The organism is Xanthomonas euroxanthea, assembly GCF_903989455.1.
Lineage (GTDB): Bacteria > Pseudomonadota > Gammaproteobacteria > Xanthomonadales > Xanthomonadaceae > Xanthomonas > Xanthomonas euroxanthea.
Genome location: NZ_LR861803.1, coordinates 1,285,821 through 1,303,142 on the forward strand (window position 1 = coordinate 1,285,821; position 17,322 = coordinate 1,303,142).

Annotated in this window: 16 protein-coding genes and 1 tRNA gene; 15 read left to right on the forward strand and 2 right to left on the reverse strand. The window is 66.6% G+C overall.

What is annotated here, in order from left to right:
- Position 1 precedes the first annotated feature (1 nt).
- The 12 genes from H7A86_RS05635 (at position 2) to H7A86_RS05690 (ending at position 10,375) form a co-directional block, all read left to right on the forward strand.
- On the forward strand, positions 2–979 hold the full coding sequence (locus H7A86_RS05635; protein WP_047130405.1) for a beta-ketoacyl-ACP synthase III: 978 nt from the start codon (positions 2–4) through the stop codon (positions 977–979).
- A 60-nt stretch (positions 980–1,039) separates the two neighbouring features.
- Positions 1,040–1,822 (forward strand): BUD32 family EKC/KEOPS complex subunit, encoded by a 783-nt coding sequence (locus tag H7A86_RS05640; RefSeq protein ID WP_119130894.1) that lies wholly within the window; start codon positions 1,040–1,042, stop codon positions 1,820–1,822.
- Between the two features lie 103 nt (positions 1,823–1,925).
- Complete coding sequence (gene fabD / locus H7A86_RS05645) at positions 1,926–2,870, forward strand: ACP S-malonyltransferase (RefSeq protein WP_119130895.1); 945 nt, start codon at positions 1,926–1,928, stop codon at positions 2,868–2,870.
- 82 nt (positions 2,871–2,952) lie between these two features.
- Positions 2,953–3,696 carry a 3-oxoacyl-ACP reductase FabG gene (fabG, locus tag H7A86_RS05650; protein ID WP_047130408.1) on the forward strand — a complete coding sequence of 248 codons (744 nt, stop codon included), beginning with the start codon at positions 2,953–2,955 and terminating at the stop codon, positions 3,694–3,696.
- Positions 3,697–3,852: 156 nt separating this feature from the next.
- The gene (gene acpP / locus H7A86_RS05655) at positions 3,853–4,092 is read left to right on the forward strand and encodes an acyl carrier protein (RefSeq protein ID WP_002814322.1); all 240 of its coding nucleotides are present in this window, start codon (positions 3,853–3,855) and stop codon (positions 4,090–4,092) included.
- 141 nt (positions 4,093–4,233) lie between these two features.
- Positions 4,234–5,469: a beta-ketoacyl-ACP synthase II gene (gene fabF / locus H7A86_RS05660; protein WP_119130896.1), complete on the forward strand. Its 1,236-nt coding sequence runs from the start codon at positions 4,234–4,236 to the stop codon at positions 5,467–5,469.
- Between the two features lie 182 nt (positions 5,470–5,651).
- Complete coding sequence (locus tag H7A86_RS05665; protein WP_119130897.1) at positions 5,652–7,007, forward strand: aminodeoxychorismate synthase component I; 1,356 nt, start codon at positions 5,652–5,654, stop codon at positions 7,005–7,007.
- A gap of 60 nt (positions 7,008–7,067) precedes the next feature.
- Positions 7,068–8,132: an endolytic transglycosylase MltG gene (gene mltG / locus H7A86_RS05670; RefSeq protein ID WP_119130898.1), complete on the forward strand. Its 1,065-nt coding sequence runs from the start codon at positions 7,068–7,070 to the stop codon at positions 8,130–8,132.
- On the forward strand, positions 8,129–9,088 hold the full coding sequence (locus H7A86_RS05675; protein ID WP_119129162.1) for a DNA polymerase III subunit delta': 960 nt from the start codon (positions 8,129–8,131) through the stop codon (positions 9,086–9,088). The genes mltG and H7A86_RS05675 overlap by 4 nt, the downstream gene beginning before the upstream one ends.
- Positions 9,085–9,438 carry a PilZ domain-containing protein gene (locus H7A86_RS05680; RefSeq protein ID WP_026064467.1) on the forward strand — a complete coding sequence of 118 codons (354 nt, stop codon included), beginning with the start codon at positions 9,085–9,087 and terminating at the stop codon, positions 9,436–9,438. Before H7A86_RS05675 ends, H7A86_RS05680 begins: the two co-directional genes overlap by 4 nt.
- Before the next feature lie 227 nt (positions 9,439–9,665).
- Positions 9,666–9,740: transfer RNA gene (locus H7A86_RS05685), tRNA-Val, on the forward strand.
- Between the two features lie 308 nt (positions 9,741–10,048).
- Positions 10,049–10,375 (forward strand): hypothetical protein, encoded by a 327-nt coding sequence (locus tag H7A86_RS05690; RefSeq protein WP_119129163.1) that lies wholly within the window; start codon positions 10,049–10,051, stop codon positions 10,373–10,375.
- A 187-nt stretch (positions 10,376–10,562) separates the two neighbouring features.
- On the opposite strand, the gene prpR is transcribed toward H7A86_RS05690, so the two are convergent.
- Positions 10,563–12,170, reverse strand: coding sequence for a propionate catabolism operon regulatory protein PrpR (prpR, locus tag H7A86_RS05695; RefSeq protein ID WP_119130899.1), 1,608 nt, complete (start codon positions 12,168–12,170; stop codon positions 10,563–10,565).
- Positions 12,171–12,316: 146 nt separating this feature from the next.
- Between prpR and prpB the strand changes: the two genes are divergently transcribed.
- Together prpB and prpC are read left to right on the forward strand one after the other, a co-directional pair.
- Positions 12,317–13,213, forward strand: a complete 897-nt coding sequence (gene prpB / locus H7A86_RS05700; RefSeq protein WP_104582336.1) for a methylisocitrate lyase — start codon at positions 12,317–12,319, stop codon at positions 13,211–13,213.
- Between the two features lie 75 nt (positions 13,214–13,288).
- Positions 13,289–14,443 carry a bifunctional 2-methylcitrate synthase/citrate synthase gene (gene prpC, locus H7A86_RS05705; protein ID WP_119130900.1) on the forward strand — a complete coding sequence of 385 codons (1,155 nt, stop codon included), beginning with the start codon at positions 13,289–13,291 and terminating at the stop codon, positions 14,441–14,443.
- 23 nt (positions 14,444–14,466) lie between these two features.
- On the opposite strand, the gene H7A86_RS05710 is transcribed toward prpC, so the two are convergent.
- Positions 14,467–14,661: a hypothetical protein gene (locus H7A86_RS05710; RefSeq protein WP_180708042.1), complete on the reverse strand. Its 195-nt coding sequence runs from the start codon at positions 14,659–14,661 to the stop codon at positions 14,467–14,469.
- A 35-nt stretch (positions 14,662–14,696) separates the two neighbouring features.
- On the opposite strand from H7A86_RS05710, the gene acnD reads away from it, so the two are divergent.
- On the forward strand, positions 14,697–17,288 hold the full coding sequence (gene acnD / locus H7A86_RS05715; protein ID WP_119130901.1) for a Fe/S-dependent 2-methylisocitrate dehydratase AcnD: 2,592 nt from the start codon (positions 14,697–14,699) through the stop codon (positions 17,286–17,288).
- The last annotated feature ends 34 nt before the right edge of the window (positions 17,289–17,322 follow it).

Below are 17,322 nucleotides of genomic sequence, written 5' to 3' on the forward strand. Positions count from 1 at the left end.
TATGAGCAAGCGGATCTATTCCAGAATCGCGGGCACGGGTAGCTATTTGCCCGAAAAGGTGTTGACCAACGACGACATGTCCAAGATCGTCGACACCAGCGATGAATGGATCTTCTCGCGCACTGGTATCCGTGAGCGTCACATCGTCGCCGACGACCAGACCACCAGCGACCTGGCGTATTTCGCGTCGTTGAAGGCGATGGAAGCGGCCGGCGTGACCGCCGACGAGATCGACTTGATCGTTGTCGGCACCACCACCCCAGACCTGATTTTCCCGTCCACTGCCTGCCTGCTGCAGGCGCGGCTGGGCAATGTCGGCTGCGGTGCCTTCGACGTCAACGCGGCGTGCTCGGGCTTTGTCTATGCGCTCAGCGTGGCCGACAAGTTCGTGCGCAGTGGCGACGCCAAGACCGTGCTGGTGGTGGGCGCCGAAACCCTGACCCGCATCGTCGACTGGACCGATCGCACCACCTGCGTGCTGTTCGGCGACGGCGCTGGCGCGGTCGTGCTCAAGGCCGACGAAGAAACCGGCATCCTCAGCACCCATCTGCATGCCGACGGCAGCAAGAAGGAACTGCTGTGGGATCCGGTTGGCGTATCGGTGGGCTTCGGCGAGGGCAAGAACGGCGGCGGCGCGTTGCTGATGAAGGGCAACGACGTGTTCAAGTACGCAGTCAAGGCCCTGGATTCGGTGGTCGACGAGGCCCTGGCCGCCAATGGCTACGACAAGCACGACCTGGACTGGCTGATCCCGCATCAGGCCAACCTGCGCATCATCGAGGCCACCGCCAAGCGGCTGGATCTGCCGATGGAGCAGGTGGTCGTCACCGTGGACCGCCACGGCAATACCTCCTCGGCCTCGGTGCCGCTGGCGCTGGACGAAGCGGTGCGCTCCGGCCGCGTGCAGCGTGGTCAATTGCTGCTGCTGGAAGCATTCGGTGGCGGATTTACCTGGGGCTCGGCGCTGCTGCGCTACTGAGTCCGGCAGGCAGCGCCGCGTCCGCCGGCGCTGCCTGACAGCGTCAGGGACGGGCCCGTCATGGCAGAACCCATCGTCATCGCCGGACAGCGCGTCTGGCTGAAGCAGTACCGCCGCCACAGCCGCGCGGTCTCGCTTGGAGCACTCAACTTCGTTGCCCGCCGCTGGGGCCTGGATGCCTTGCGTCCACCGCCGCACCGTGGCGGCGATGCTGCGCGCGATCTGGAGGCACGCCGGCTCGGCGAGCTGCAGGCGCAAGCGGTCAATGTGCCGCGCGTGGTCGGTTGCGGACAGGCGGCCCTGGTGCTCAGCGACAACGGGCGTTCCTTTGCCAGCTGCCTGCGCGAGGCCGATGCGCCCGAGCGCGACCGGCTGATTGCGCTGGCGGTGGCGGCCATTGCCGATGCCCATCGCGATGGCGCCTATTTCGGCCAACCGCTTCCGCGCAACATGACCTTCGACGGGCAGGCGGTCGGCTTCATCGATTTCGAGGAAGACCCGCTGGAAGTGATGGACCTGGCGCAGGCCCAGGCGCGCGACTGGCTGGTGTTCGGCTACGGGGTGGCCAAGTACTACCGCGGCCGCCGCGCGGTGCTGCAGCGGTTGATGACGTGCGCCTTCGATGCGGCCGGCCCGGCGGTGGCGGCGCATGCGCATGTGGTGACCGGGCGATTGCAGCGGTTTGCGCAGCTCACCGGCCGCCTGGGCCGCTCTGCCGGGGCGCTGGCGCGTGCCATCCTGGCCATCCACGCGGCAACCTCGCTCGGCGTCTTGCTGGTGCTGGTGATGTGCGTGGACTGGCTGGCCGATGGCGACATGGATCTGCTCAACGCCTTGCTGTAGGCGTGCCGGCGGCCCCGCTGGCGGGGCTTGCATACGCGGCAGTACAGACGCCGGGACGATTTCGCACGTATCATCCCGGCTCGATTTTTGTAGGCAGCAACGCGTGACCGAATCCACTCTCGCCTTCGTGTTTCCCGGCCAGGGCTCGCAGTCCTTAGGGATGCTGGCCGAACTGTCCGAACTGCACCCGCAGATCCGCGAAACATTTGCCGAAGCCTCCGATGGCGCCGGCGTCGACCTGTGGGCCCTGTCCCAGGGCGGCCCGGAAGAGATGCTCAACCGCACCGAATACACTCAGCCGGCCCTGCTGGCTGCGGGTGTGGCGGTCTGGCGGCTGTGGAATGCGCAGCGCGGGCAGCGCCCGGCGGTCCTGGCCGGGCACAGCCTGGGCGAATACACCGCGCTGGTCGCTGCCGGCGCGCTGTCGCTGCACGACGGCGCGCACCTGGTCCGGCTGCGCGGCCAGTTCATGCAGGCCGCCGCGCCGGCCGGTGTCGGCGCAATGGCGGCGGTACTGGGCGCCGAGGATGCGCTGGTGCACGAAGTCTGTGCCGAGGCGGCAGGCAGCCAGGTGGTGGTGCCGGCCAATTTCAATTCGCCCGGTCAGATCGTGATCGGTGGCGATGCGGCGGCGGTGGACCGCGCGCTGGCCTTGCTGGCCGAACGCGGCGTACGCAAGGCGGTCAAGCTGGCGGTGAGCGTGCCCTCGCACACCCCGTTGATGCGCGATGCGGCCAACCAGCTCGCCGAAGCGATGGCCGGCCTGAGCTGGCACGCCCCGCAGATTCCGGTGGTGCAGAACGTCGATGCACGCGTGCACACCGGCAGCGAGGCGATTCGCCAGGCGCTGGCCGAGCAGTTGTACCTGCCGGTGCAATGGACCGGCTGCGTGCAGGCATTGGCCGCCCAGGGCATCAGCCGGATCGCCGAATGCGGCCCCGGCAAGGTGCTGAGCGGGCTGATCAAGCGCATCGACAAGCGCCTGGACGCCCGCCCGCTGGCCACGCCTGCCGATTATGCCGGCGCGCTCGAGGCGTGGACCCATTGATTCGACGCACCTGCCGGTCCTGCCGGCAGCCCTCACCGCTCGCGGCTGCGGTCGCGCGCTTCCCACTCGAGGAACAGCATTCATGAGCAAGCCTCTGCAGGGCGAGATCGCCCTCGTCACCGGTGCCAGTCGCGGGATCGGCGCGGCCATCGCCGCGACGCTGGCCGCCCAGGGCGCCACCGTGATCGGCACCGCGACCTCGGCCTCCGGCGCTGCGGCGATCGGCGAGCGCCTGGCTGCCGAAGGCGGCCACGGCCGTGAGCTCGATGTCACCGACGCTGCGGCGGTCGATGGCCTGATCGATGCGATCGGCAAGGAGTTCGGCGCGATCTCGATCCTGGTCAACAATGCCGGCATCACCCGCGACAACCTGCTGATGCGGATGAAGGACGACGACTGGCAGGCGATCATCGACACCAATCTGACCAGCGTGTTCCGCACCTCCAAGGCGGTGATGCGCGGCATGATGAAGGCGCGCAAGGGCCGTATCGTCAACATCGCCTCGGTGGTGGGCGTGACCGGCAATCCCGGCCAGACCAACTACGCCGCGGCCAAGGCCGGCATCATTGCGTTTTCCAAGTCGCTGGCCAAGGAGATCGGCTCGCGCGGGGTCACCGTGAATGTGGTGGCGCCCGGCTTCATCGATACCGACATGACCAAGGCGCTGCCGGACGAGGCCAAGGCTGCCTTGCTGCAGCAGATCGCGCTCGGCCACCTGGGCCAGCCGGACGACATCGCCAACGCGGTGGCGTTCCTGGCCGGCCCGAGTGCCGGCTACATCACCGGTGAGACCCTGCACGTCAACGGCGGCATGTACATGCCGTGAGCGTGCGGCGCCGGGAGGCGCTAAGTGGCTGATTGGCGGGGACTTGTGATGCAATGCAAGGCTCGGTCGCTTCCACTACACTATCCAACGCGGCCATCGCAGCGGCGATGGCGTTTTTTTCGTACCACCACTACTCCATCTGGAGCGATATCCCCAATGAGCACCATCGAAGAACGCGTCAAGAAAATCGTCGTCGAACAACTCGGCGTCAAGGAAGAGGAAGTCACCACCAGCGCATCGTTCGTCGATGACCTGGGTGCCGACTCGCTGGACACCGTCGAGCTGGTGATGGCGCTGGAAGAAGAGTTCGAGTGCGAGATCCCGGACGAAGAGGCTGAGAAGATCACCTCGGTCCAGCAGGCGATCGACTACGTCAAGGCTCACGTCAAGAGCTGATGCGTTGTTCCTGACTGCGGCGGCGTGCGTCAAGCCGTTGCTGCGTCAGACATTCCATGGGGCCGCTGATGCGGCCCTGTGTTTTTCAAGCGTCATCCGCAAACCGCAAGCACCGTCCGTTCCGTGGTGAGGAGATCTGCAATGAGTCGTCGTGTTGTCGTTACCGGCATGGGCATGGTGTCGCCGCTGGGCAATGATCTGGCCACCAGCTGGGATGGAATCATCCACGGGCGCTCAGGCATCGGCCCGATCACGCAGATCGATGCCTCGCAGTTCACCACCAAGATTGCCGGCGAGATCAAGAATTTCGATCCCACGCTGTTCGTGTCCGCCAAGGACGTCAAGAAGATGGATTCGTTCATCCATTACGGCGTCGGCGCCTCGTTCATGGCGCTGGACGATTCCGGCCTGGAAATCGACGAAAGCAATGCCGAACGCATTGGCGCCATTCTCGGCTCCGGCATCGGCGGGCTGCTCGGTATCGAAGAGCAGACCATCAAATTCCACGAGGGCGGCGCGCGCAAGATTTCGCCGTTCTATGTGCCCAGCACCATCATCAACATGCTGCCGGGCCAGGTGAGCCTGATCAAGGGCCTCAAGGGCCCGACCTTCTCGGCGGTGTCGGCCTGCGCCACCTCCAACCATTCGATCGGCACCGCGATGCGCATGATCCAGCACGGCGACGCCGACGTGATGCTGGCCGGTGGCGCCGAGCGCGGCTCCTCGCCGAGTTCGGTGGGCGGCTTCTGCGCAATGAAGGCGATGTCCACCCGCAACGACGATCCGACCGGCGCCTCGCGTCCGTGGGACAAGCAGCGCGACGGCTTCGTGCTGGGCGACGGTGCCGGCGTGCTGGTGCTGGAAGAGTACGAACACGCCAAGGCGCGTGGCGCGCGCATCTATGCAGAACTGGTCGGCTTTGGCGCCAGCTCCGATGCCTTCCACATGACCGCGCCCAGCGAAGACGGCGAGGGCGCGGCGCGCAGCATGGCCGCGGCAATGCGCGATGCCAAGCTCAATCCCGAGCAGATCGGCTACCTCAATGCGCACGGCACCTCCACGCCGTTGGGCGATCTGGCCGAGACCCTGGCGATGAAGCGCGCGCTGGGCGACCACGCCTACAAGACCATGGTCAGCTCGACCAAGTCGATGACCGGCCATCTGCTCGGTGCGGCTGGCGGCGTGGAAGCGATCTTCTCGGTGATGGCGCTGCACACCGGCATCATTCCGCCGACCATCAACCTGGAAGAGCCCAGCGAAGGCTGCGACCTGGATTACGTGCCGAACGTGGCGCGCGAAGTGCAGGTGGACGCGGTGATGTCCAACGGCTTCGGCTTCGGCGGCACCAACGGCACGCTGGTGTTCAAGCGCATCTGAGATCACTGTGCGTGTGTACCGCGAGCGATGTCTCGCGGTACATGACGCATGGGATTCCGCCCGCCACACAGCCGGACAGTGGCGCTGCCAAACGTCGCTGCGCGACCTGATCCCTCTCATCATGCGTGCCCTGCCTCCATCGCAGGGTGGCGCGTCTTAGCACCCCACGCCACACCAGGCCGATGACGCTCACCAGACCCCTGCACGCGGACATCGACCTGCTGGCGCTGCATCGGCTGGCGCCGCAGCGCTATCCGGCACTGCTCGAATCCACTGCTTCCGGCACCGCCCACGGCCGCTGGGATGTGTTGTTGCTGGCAGACGGTGCAAGCCTGCGGCTGGACGCCGACGGGCGCACGCGTGACGGCGATGGACGGGTGCTGGACGGCGGATTTCTGCAGGCACTGGATGCGGCCTGGCAGGCCGAGCGCCTGCCGCACGCTGCGGCCAGCCCGTGGCCGTTTCGCGGTGGCTGGGCGGTGCTGCTGGATTACGAGCTGGCCGCGCAGGTCGAACCGATTCTGCAGCTACCCACGCGCAGCGATGGCTTGCCGAGCGCGCTGGCGCTGCGTGCACCGGCCGCGGTGCTGCGCGATCGGGTGCAGGGCCGCTGCATCGCGCTGGCCGAGCCGGGCCGCGCCGATCTGCTGACCCGCATCGTCGAGGACATCGCCGCCTGCGCCGCGCTGCCGCCGTTGCCAGCGTGGGCCGGGCCGGCGGCTGTCGAAGAAGATGCGCCGGAGCGCTTTACCGCTGCCGTGGAGCGTGTGCTCGATTACCTGCGCGCCGGCGACGTATTCCAGGCCAATATCTCGCGCGCCTGGCATGCGGCATTCGCCGCTGCGGTCGATCCGGCGGCGTTGCATGCGCGCCTGCGCGCGGCCAATCCCGCCCCGTTTGCCGGCCTGTTCGTCGCGGCAGGCCGCGCGGTGGTGAGTTCCTCGCCGGAGCGGCTGGTGTCGGTGCAGGGCGATGTGGTGCAGACGCGCCCGATCGCCGGTACCCGCGCGCGCTTTGCCGGCGACGACGATGCCGCGCGCATCCGCGAGCTGGTCGGCCATCCGAAGGAGCGCGCCGAGCACGTCATGCTGATCGACCTGGAACGCAACGACCTGGGGCGCATCTGCGCACCGGGCACGGTGGAGGTGGACGAGCTGATGGGCGTGGAAAGCTACGCGCATGTGCACCATATCGTCAGCAACGTGCGTGGCCGTCTGCGCCCCGACGTCACCCCGGGCGAGGTGGTTGCCGCGGTATTTCCCGGCGGCACCATCACCGGTTGCCCGAAGGTGCGCTGCATGCAGATCATCGCCGAGCTCGAAGGTACCGCGCGTGGCGCCTATACCGGCGCCTTCGGCTGGCTCAATCGCGACGGCGACATGGATCTGAACATCCTGATCCGCACCGCCGAGGTGGCCGGGGACCAGGTGCATTTCCGCACCGGCGCCGGGATCGTGGTGGATTCGGACCCGCAGCGCGAACTGGACGAAACCCGCGCCAAGGCGCGCGGCGTGCTGCGCGCCTTCGACCAGGCATGAGCGCTTCAACGGGACATCACCGGCGCGCGGTATCCTGCGCGGCGCTGGGGCAATGACGAGGTGCGTGTGGCGGTGACTGGCAAACGTGGATGTCTGGCCGTGCTGGGCACGGTGCTGTTGCTTGCAGCGCTGCTGGCGATTGCGGCGGTGGTGGCGTGGCGGCATTACCTGCACTTTGCCCAGACGCCGATGAGCGCGAGTGCGCCCAGCGTGGTGATCGCGCCCGGCGATTCACTCAAGGCCACGCTGCGCAAGTTGCGCGCCGCCGGCGTGGCACAGGGCACCGATCTGGAATGGCAGCTGCTCGCGCGCCAGGTCGATGCGGCCGGCAAGCTCAAGGTGGGCGAATACGCGCTGGCCCCGGCGCTGTCGCCGCGCGAGCTGCTCGAACGCATGCGCCAGGGCCGGGTGATCCAGTACCGCTTCACGATCGTGGAAGGCTGGAACTTCCGCCAGCTGCGCGCCGCGATCGCCACCGCCACGCCGCTGCAGCAATCCATCGCTGCGCTGGACGATGCGGCAGTGATGGCGCGGCTGGGTTTTGCCAACCAGCACCCGGAAGGCCGTTTTCTGCCGGAAACCTATCTCTACCAGCGCGGCGACAGCGATCTGGACGTGCTCAAGCGCGCTCACCTCGCCATGGACAAAGCGCTGGCGCAGGCCTGGGCGCAGCGCGCTGCCGATCTGCCGCTCGGCTCGCCGGAACAGGCGTTGATCCTGGCCTCCATCATCGAAAAGGAAACCGCGCTGGGTGCGGAGCGTCCGCTGATTGCCGGCGTGTTCCTGCGCCGCCTGCAGCTGGGCATGAAGCTGCAGACCGACCCCACCGTGATCTACGGCATCGGCAGCAGCTACGACGGCAATATCCGCCGCCGCGACCTGACCACCGATACGCCGTACAACACCTACACCCGCACCGGCCTGACCCCGACCCCGATCGCCATGCCCGGCCGCGAGGCCTTGCTGGCGGCAGTGCGTCCGGCACCGGGGAATGCCTTGTACTTCGTGGCGGTCGGCGACGGCACCGGCGCGCACGTGTTCTCGGCCACCCTGGCCGAACACAATGCGGCGGTGGCGCGTTACCTGCAGCGTCGCCGCCTGCCGCAACCGGAGCCCACTCCATGACCACTGCATTTTCGCCCTGGCAGCAGCGCGCCTACGACCAGACGCTGGCGGCGCTGGACGCCGGCCGGCTTGGCCACGGCTTGCTGATCTGCGGGCCGGATGGCCTGGGCAAGCGTGCGGTGGCCCTGGCGCTGGCCGAGCACGTGCTGGCCAGCGCGCCGGACCCGGCGCTGGCGCAGCGCAGCCGGCAGCTGATCGCCGCCGGAACCCACCCCGATCTGCAGCTGATCTCGTTCATTCCCAACCGCACCGGCGACAAGCTGCGCACCGAGATCGTGATCGAGCAGGTGCGCGAGATTTCGCAAAAGCTCTCGTTGACCCCGCAGTACGGCATCGCCCAGATCGTGATCGTCGACCCGGCCGATGCGATCAATCGCGCTGCCTGCAACGCGCTGCTCAAGACGCTGGAAGAACCCTCGCCGGGGCGCTACCTGTGGCTGATCAGCGCGCAGCCGGCACGCTTGCCGGCGACCATCCGCAGCCGCTGCCAGCGCCTGGAATTCAAGCTGCCGCCCGCGCACGAGGCGCTGGCCTGGCTGCTGTCGCAGGGCGTCGACGAGCGGGCTGCGCAGGAAGCGCTGGACGCCGCGCGCGGTCATCCGGGGCTTGCGGCGCAGTGGCTGCGCGAGGACGGCCTGGCGGTGCGGCGCGCGGTGGCGCAGGACCTGGAGCAGATCGCCGCTGGGCGCGCCGGCGCAGTGGAGGTTGCGCAGCGCTGGACCAACGACGGCCAGGCCGACCAACGGCTGCGCCACGCGGCGGACCTTGCGCTGGCACAGGCATCGGCCGGCTTGACCGATCCATCGCGGTTGCACAAGCTGGCGACCTGGTTCGACGCCGCCAATCGCACCCGCGACCTGCTGCGCACCACCGTCCGCGCCGATCTGGCGGTGACGGAATTGTTGCTGGCCTGGCGCGAGGGAGAGCGTCCGGCACGTTCTAGGGGAACTCGATGAGTGCAATGAATGCACGCCAGGGCATTTTGTCGCTGGCGTTGAAGGACAAGCCGGCGCTCTACAGCGCCTACATGCCGTTCGTGAAAGGTGGCGGCATCTTCGTGCCCACGCCCAAGCGCTACATGCTCGGCGACGAAGTCTTCCTGCTGCTGACCCTGCCGGACTCCAGCGAACGCCTGCCGGTTGCCGGCAAGGTCATCTGGACCACCCCGGCCGGTGCGCAGGGCAACCGCGCCGCCGGCATTGGCGTGCAGTTCCCTGACGGCCAGGAAGGCGAGAGCGTGCGCAACAAGATCGAGACGCTGCTGGCGGGATTGACGACCTCCGACAAGCCGACGCACACGATGTGATGCGGCGCGCTGCGGTCGCGCGCGTGATCGCCGTTGTCTGGCGCGGGGCATCGACGGGCGTATCGGGCATCTGACGGCGCCGAATCGATTGCCACAGCGTCGCGCCAGGGAGTCATGGCGCCACGCCCAGCCACCGGAATGGGGCGTTTTCGAGCGCATTGCCGCCGTCGCCGATGAACCTGTTGACGATCGCCGCAGCTGCCCTATAATGTGCGGCTCGCGTCACCGGGCGGTTAGCTCAGCGGTAGAGCATTGCCTTCACACGGCAAGGGTCACAAGTTCGAACCTTGTACCGCCCACCATCGAAATCCAGCAACAACAAGGGTTTCAACGCGAGAAGAAGAGCCGGCCATGCGCCGGCTTTTTTGTTGTCCTAAAGGCGCTCCTGCAACCGCCTTGGGCGTCTGGCTCGGTTGAAGTGGTGTGGACCACAGCCGATGCCGTCAAAACGCAGGTGTCGCCGCTATCTGTGCGAGTGGGATGCAGAGCCCGTTGATCCAACGACTTGTTCAAGTCGCTGACAGGCCTGTTCATCCGGTTGTGCCTGCTTGTTGCAGGCGCAGGAACGAATCGCCATCCTGCAGTCCCCCGCGTTGAAGAAGGAGTGGCGATGAAGGCGCTGCTTGGAAGTGCTCTGGTTGCGATGGCGTTGCTGGCCGGCTGTGCACGCGATGTGGGCGAGCAGTACGTGGGCAGGTGGGTCAACACGACGTCGGAGAAGAACGTGCTCAGCATCGAGCACAACGGCGAGAGCTTCATCATTCGCGATACCACGCCGGAGCGGCTCGGCGGCGGCGTCAGGACGAAGAATCATCCGGCGATCTTGAACAAGGGCGTGCTGCAGGTGTCCGGCGCCGATGGCACCGTCAACTATGCGATCGACCAGGCGACCGGGCACCTGAGTACGGGCGATACCGAGTACATGCGGGTCAAGTGATCGCTGCGCACTCGTTCAATGGGCGGGTGCTGGATAGCGGCGCTGCGTGTGATCACATCACCAATGGGGCAGCACCCCTGGCGTGAGGAACGCGGCGCATGACCTGTTGCCGCGAGCGCGCGGCTGGCGTTGTAAAGATTCGCGAAACAGGTCTGCGCGTGCAGCCCGGCCAGGCGAGGCCTGTATCTCAATCCCGCGATGCTGCCGCGTGTGCCTGCATCCAGCGCCACAGCGTTGTGCGCGAGACGCCCAGTGCCTGTGCGGCGAGGGCGCGATTGCCGTTTGCGCGATCGAGCGCTGCGCGAACGGCCGCTGCGGTGAGTTGCAGGCGCGAGCTCGCAAGATCGGTGTGCCCGGGTGCTGCTGTGCCATCGCCATCGCCAATGCGCATCTCGAACAGCTCAGGTGCCCAGCGTTCCAGTTGATCCAGGTCAAGGCTGTGGCGCGGTTGTGCCTTCCAATGAATGCACAGGCGCTCGACCAGATTGCGTAATTCGCGCACATTGCCCGGCCATACGTGCTGTTGCAGCCGCTGCAGTGCTATCGATGACAGCGGGGAAGGCATGCCGCCGAGGTGCTGGAAGTAATGCGCCAGCAACAAGGCGATCTCGTCGGGGCGGTTGCGCAGTGGCGGCAGGGCGATGCGTAGCGCTGCCAGGCGATAGAAGAGGTCGCGGCGGAAGCGTCCTTGCTCGACCAGTGCCTGCAGCGGTTGCAGGCTGGCGGCGACCACGCGCACGTCCACGGCGACCGGCAGGGTGGCGCCAACCCGCAGCACTTCGCGCTCTTCCAGCACGCGTAGCAGGCGTGTCTGCAGCGGCATCGGCAGTTCGCCGATTTCGTCGAGAAACAGCGTGCCGTCCTGCGCGGCTTCGATCAGGCCGACATGGCCGCCGCGGCGTGCGCCGGTAAAGGCGCCGTCGCTGTAGCCGAACAATTCCGCCTCCAGCAACGACTCGCTGATGGCGCCGCAGTTGATGGCGACGAAGCGGCCACGCCGGCGGCTGCCGGCATGCAACTGGCGTGCGACCAGTTCCTTGCCGGTGCCGGTCTCGCCGCTGATCAGCACGGTGCCCGGATGCGGGGCGTACAGCTGCACCAACTCGCGCACCTGGGTGATTGCAGCATCGTCGCCCAGCAATGCGTCGGTGCGCCGCACCCGTCGGGTGACGGTGCGGCTGGCGGAGTGATCGTTGCCGGGTGCGCTCCCCAGCGCGATGGCGTGTTCGAGTGCCAGGCGGACCGAATCTGCCGAATACAGCAGTACCCCGGGCAAGCCGGCCTGCTCGGCGAAATCGATCGCCATGCCGGTGCCGACGATGACCTGGATGCCGCTGGCACGCAGGTCGGCGATGCAGTCACGCGCGTCCTCGGCGGTGACGAAGCGACGGTGCTCGATGTCCAGGTCGAAGCTGTCCTGAAACGCGCGGAACGAGGGCACGTCGGTGGCATGGGTGACCACGCCGATGCGCGGTGCGATGCGGCGTGCGCGCGCCAGCGCTTCCATCAGATCGAATCCGGTGGCCTGGATCGGTGCCAGTGGCAGTGCGAGCCGGCTGCGCAGATAGGCGGCATTGGAGCCGCCGGCGACCAGCACGTCGCAGCGCTCGCGGCGCAGGCGCTGGCCGATGACCTCCACCGCCTCGGCAAAGCCGAGGTTGACCTGCTCGATGCGCGCGCGCTGGTCGAACTCGGGGATGACGTCGGCCAGCAGGCCGGTCAGGCGAGAGACGCTGACGGTCCAGATGACGGGGGCAGAGGTCTCCGTCGGCTCGATAAATCGGGGGCTGCGCATCGGTGGTGTCGCGTTGCAGTGACGTTGCATCGTGCTTGGCGCGTTGCAGTATTGCAACATTCGGCGCTGGCTGGTTCAGTCGAATCAATGGCTTGGCGTTGGCATGCCATTTGCGCTCTATCCCGCATCCCACCCCAGGAACCACCATGACGTCCTCGCCCACTGCTTCCGCCGGCACGCGCTTCCGCGCCGCGCTGGCCGCCGAATCGCCGCTGCAGGTGATCGGCGCGATCAATGCCAACCACGCGCTGCTGGCGCAGCGCGCCGGCTATCAGGCCATCTACCTGTCCGGCGGTGGCGTTGCGGCCGGTTCGCTGGGGTTGCCGGACCTGGGCATCAATACGTTGGAAGACGTGCTGATCGACGTGCGCCGCATCACCGATGTCTGCGCGCTGCCGCTGCTGGTGGACGTGGATACCGGCTTCGGGCCGAGCGCGTTCAATATCGAGCGCACCATCAAGTCGCTGATCAAGGCGGGCGCGGCCGGCTGCCATATCGAAGACCAGGTCGGCGCCAAGCGCTGCGGGCATCGGCCGGGCAAGGAGATCGTCAGCCAGGCCGAGATGGTGGACCGGGTCAAGGCGGCGGCCGATGCCAAGACCGATGCGGCGTTCTTCTTGATCGCACGCACCGATGCGATCCAGATGGAGGGCGTGGATGCGGCGATCGAGCGTGCGATCGCCTGCGTGGAGGCCGGTGCCGACGGCATCTTTGCCGAGGCCGCGTACGACCTGGAGACCTACACGCGGTTTGTCGATGCGGTGCGCGTGCCGGTGCTGGCCAACATCACCGAATTCGGCAAGACGCCGCTGTTCACGCGCGACCAGCTCGCGCAGGCCGGCGTGGCGATCCAGCTGTTTCCGCTGTCGGCGTTCCGTGCGGCCAACAAGGCGGCCGAAGCGGTCTACACCGCAATCCGGCGCGATGGGCATCAGCAGGCCGTGCTGGACACCATGCAGACGCGTGAAGAGCTGTACGAGCGCATCGGCTACCACGACTACGAGCAGCGCCTGGACGGCTTGTTTGCACGCAAAGGCGCATGATCGCGCCTTGCTGCGTGCAGGTTCGGCCATTTCATCCGTGACACCGCAACACGACACCGTTTGGGAGCGCATCGCATGAACGACACCGTCAATCCCGGCTTCAAGCCGAAGAAATCCGTCGCCTTGTCCGGCACCGCTGCGGGCAACACCGCGCTGTGCACGGTGGGGCGCAGCGGCAACGACCTGCATTACCGCGGCTACGACATCCTGGACCTGGCCACCACCAGCGAGTTCGAGGAAATCGCCTATCTGCTGGTGCATGGCAAGTTGCCCAATAGTGGCGAACTGCGCGGTTACAAGGCCAAGTTGCGTTCGCTGCGCGGCGTGCCGGCGGCAGTGAAAACCGCACTGGAGCAGCTGCCGCCGTCGTCGCATCCGATGGATGTGATGCGCAGCGGCGTGTCGGTGCTGGGCTGCCTGCAGCCGGAAAAGGACGACCACAATCATCCTGGCGCACGCGATATCGCCGACAAGCTGATGGCCTCGCTGGGGTCGATGCTGCTGTACTGGTATCACTACAGCCACAACGGCAAGCGCATCGAGGTGGAAACCGACGACGACTCGATCGGCGGGCACTTCCTGCACCTGCTGCACGGGTTTGCGCCGAAGGACGCGTGGGTGCGTGCGATGCACACCAGCCTGATCCTGTACGCCGAGCACGAGTTCAACGCGTCGACGTTTGCGAGCCGCGTCATTGCCGGCACCGGCAGCGACATGTACAGCGCCATCGCCGGTGGCATCGGCGCACTGCGCGGGCCCAAGCATGGCGGCGCCAACGAAGTGGCCTTCGAGGTGCAAAAGCGCTACGACACGCCGGACGAGGCCGAGGCCGACATCAAGGCGCGTGTGGAGCGCAAGGAAGTGGTGATCGGCTTCGGGCATCCGGTCTATACCGTGTCCGACCCGCGCAACAAGGTGATCAAGGAGGTGGCGCGCGAGCTTTCCGAGGCACAGGGAAGCCGCAAGATGTACGACATCGCCGAGCGCCTGGAGAGCGTGATGTGGGACATCAAGAAGATGTTCCCGAACCTGGACTGGTTCAGTGCGGTCAGCTACCACATGATGGGCGTGCCGACGGCGATGTTTACGCCGCTGTTCGTGCTGGCGCGTACGGCTGGCTGGAGCGCGCACGTCATCGAGCAACGCATGGACGGCAAGATCATTCGGCCTTCTGCGAATTACACGGGTCCAGAGGATCAGGTGTTCGTGCCGCTGGATCAGCGCTCCTGAAAGCTGCTGCCTGCGAGCGGCCCTCATCCGCCCTTCGGGCACCTTCTCCCGCGTTGCGGGAGAAGGGAGAGTGGCGAGCAGCAGGTGGTGACTAGCAGCACGAGCGCCTGTAACAACAGCCGCAGCCACAGCAGCCACAGCAGCAGCAACAGAAGCAACAGAAGCAACAGAAGCAACAGAAGCAACAGAAGCAACAGCAACAGCAACAGCACCAGCACCAGCAGACCCCGCCCGCTTTGTGATATCGCCAGCCATGAACAGCCAGTACCGCAAGCCCTTGCCGGGCACCTCGTTGGACTATTTCGATGCACGCGCCGCCGTGGATGCGCTGCAACCCGGCGCCTACGCAACGTTGCCGTATACCGCGCGCGTGCATGCCGAAAACCTGGTGCGGCGCGCCCAGTCACAGATGCTGGAGGCCTACCTGCGTCAGCTGATCGAGCGCAGGCGCGACCTGGATTTTCCCTGGTTTCCGGCGCGTGTGGTCTGTCACGACATCCTGGGGCAGACCGCGCTGGTCGACCTGGCCGGACTGCGCGATGCAATCGCCGAGCAGGGGGGCGATCCGGCGCAGGTCAACCCGGTGGTGCCGGTGCAATTGATCGTCGATCACTCGCTGGCAGTGGAATACGCCGGCTTCGACAAACAGGCCTTCGCCAAGAACCGCAGCGTGGAAGATCGCCGCAACGCCGACCGCTTCCACTTCATCGAGTGGACCAAGCGCGCGTTCGAGAACATGGAGGTGATTCCGCCGGGCAACGGCATCATGCATCAGATCAATCTGGAGAAGATGTCGCCGGTGATCTACACGCTCGACGGCGTGGCCTTTCCCGATACCTGCGTGGGTACCGACAGCCACACCCCGCATGTGGATGCGCTGGGTGTGATCGCGGTGGGTGTGGGTGGGCTGGAAGCGGAGAACGTGATGCTCGGCCGTGCCTCGTGGATGCGCCTGCCCGACATCATCGGCGTGGAATTGCTGGGCCGGCCGGCGCCCGGCATCACCGCCACCGACATCGTGCTGGCCTTGACCGAATTCCTGCGCCAGCAACGCGTGGTCGGTGCCTATCTCGAGTTTTATGGAGCCGGCGCCAGCGCGCTGACCATCGGCGACCGCGCGACCATTTCCAATATGACGCCGGAGTTCGGTGCCACCGCGGCGATGTTCTATATCGACCAGCAGACGCTGGATTACCTGCGTCTGACCGGGCGCGAAGAGACGCAGATTGCGTTGGTGGACACCTACGCCCGCCAGACCGGCCTGTGGGCGGACGACCTGGTCACCGCGCACTACGAGCGCGTGCTGCAGTTCGACCTGTCGAGCGTGGTGCGCAACATGGCCGGGCCGTCCAATCCGCACAAGCGCGTGGCCACCAGCGCGCTGGCCGAGCGCGGCATTGCCGGTGTCTGGGACGACGTGCCGGGGCAGATGCCCGATGGCGCGGTGATCATCGCCGCGATCACCTCGTGCACCAATACCTCCAACCCGCGCAATGTCATTGCCGCCGGCTTGCTGGCGCGCAACGCGAACGCGCGTGGACTGACCCGCAAGCCGTGGGTCAAGAGTTCGCTGGCGCCGGGCTCCAAGGCGGTGCAGTTGTATCTGGAAGACGCCGGCCTGTTGGGCGAGCTGGAACAACTGGGCTTCGGCATCGTCGCGTTTGCCTGCACCACCTGCAACGGCATGAGTGGCGCACTGGATCCGGCGATCCAGCAGGAGATCATCGACCGCGATCTGTACGCGACAGCGGTGTTGTCGGGCAACCGCAATTTCGACGGGCGCATCCATCCCTACGCCAAGCAGGCGTTCCTTGCATCGCCACCGTTGGTGATCGCCTATGCCATTGCCGGGACGGTGCGCTTCGATATCGAAAAGGATGTGCTGGGCATCGACGCCGATGGCGTGGCGGTGACGCTCAAGGATCTGTGGCCAAGCGATGCGGAGATCGATGCGGTGGTGGCGCGCAGCGTCAAGCCGGAACACTTCCGCAGCGTCTACGATCCGATGTTCAAGCGCAGCGTGGGCCAGGGCATCCAGGTGAGCCCGTTGTACGACTGGCGGCCGACCAGCACCTACATCCGTCGCCCGCCGTATTGGGAAGGCGCGCTCGCCGGTGCACGCAGTTTGCGCGGACTGCGCCCGCTGGCGGTGCTGGGCGACAACATCACCACCGATCATCTGTCGCCGTCGAACGCGATCCTGGCCGGCAGCGCGGCCGGCGAATACCTGGCGCAGATGGGCGTGCCGGAGGAGGACTTCAATTCCTACGCCACCCATCGCGGCGACCACCTCACCGCGCAGCGCGCCACCTTCGCCAATCCCAAGCTGGTCAACGAAATGGCGGTGGTCGATGGACAGGTCAAGGCAGGCTCGCTGGCGCGGCTGGAACCGGAAGGGCAGGTGCTGCGCATGTGGGAGGCGATCGAAATCTACATGACGCGCAAGCAGCCGCTGATCATCGTTGCCGGTGCCGATTACGGCCAGGGCTCCTCGCGCGACTGGGCCGCCAAGGGCGTGCGTCTGGCCGGCGTGGAGGTGATCGTGGCCGAAGGCTTCGAGCGGATTCACCGCACCAACCTGATCGGCATGGGCGTGTTGCCGCTGGAGTTCAAGCCGGGCAGCGATCGCAAGACGCTGGGCATCGACGGCAGCGAAACCTTCGATGTGGTCGGCGAGCGCACGCCGGGTGCCACGCTGACGCTGTCGATCCATCGCCGTAATGGCGAGCAGTTGCAGGTGCCGGTGACCTGCCGGCTGGATACCGCCGAAGAAGTGTCGATCTACGAAGCGGGCGGCGTATTGCAACGGTTTGCGCAGGATTTTCTTGAGGCCTCGGCAGTCTGATGGCTTCCACGCCCGAGGACGCCAGGTCGCGCGC

Bases quoted from the DNA above. Each gene is read 5' to 3' on its own strand.
- H7A86_RS05680 (WP_026064467.1), top strand. From the start codon at position 9,085: ATGAGTGCAATGAATGCACGCCAGGGCATTTTGTCGCTGGCGTTGAAG.
- H7A86_RS05675 (WP_119129162.1), top strand. From the start codon at position 8,129: ATGACCACTGCATTTTCGCCCTGGCAGCAGCGCGCCTACGACCAGACG.
- fabF (WP_119130896.1), top strand. From the start codon at position 4,234: ATGAGTCGTCGTGTTGTCGTTACCGGCATGGGCATGGTGTCGCCGCTG.
- H7A86_RS05690 (WP_119129163.1), top strand. From the start codon at position 10,049: ATGAAGGCGCTGCTTGGAAGTGCTCTGGTTGCGATGGCGTTGCTGGCC.
- H7A86_RS05640 (WP_119130894.1), top strand. From the start codon at position 1,040: ATGGCAGAACCCATCGTCATCGCCGGACAGCGCGTCTGGCTGAAGCAG.
- H7A86_RS05665 (WP_119130897.1), top strand. From the start codon at position 5,652: ATGACGCTCACCAGACCCCTGCACGCGGACATCGACCTGCTGGCGCTG.
- prpR (WP_119130899.1), bottom strand. From the start codon at position 12,170: ATGCGCAGCCCCCGATTTATCGAGCCGACGGAGACCTCTGCCCCCGTC.
- acpP (WP_002814322.1), top strand. From the start codon at position 3,853: ATGAGCACCATCGAAGAACGCGTCAAGAAAATCGTCGTCGAACAACTC.
- prpC (WP_119130900.1), top strand. From the start codon at position 13,289: ATGAACGACACCGTCAATCCCGGCTTCAAGCCGAAGAAATCCGTCGCC.
- prpB (WP_104582336.1), top strand. From the start codon at position 12,317: ATGACGTCCTCGCCCACTGCTTCCGCCGGCACGCGCTTCCGCGCCGCG.
- H7A86_RS05635 (WP_047130405.1), top strand. From the start codon at position 2: ATGAGCAAGCGGATCTATTCCAGAATCGCGGGCACGGGTAGCTATTTG.
- fabG (WP_047130408.1), top strand. From the start codon at position 2,953: ATGAGCAAGCCTCTGCAGGGCGAGATCGCCCTCGTCACCGGTGCCAGT.
- acnD (WP_119130901.1), top strand. From the start codon at position 14,697: ATGAACAGCCAGTACCGCAAGCCCTTGCCGGGCACCTCGTTGGACTAT.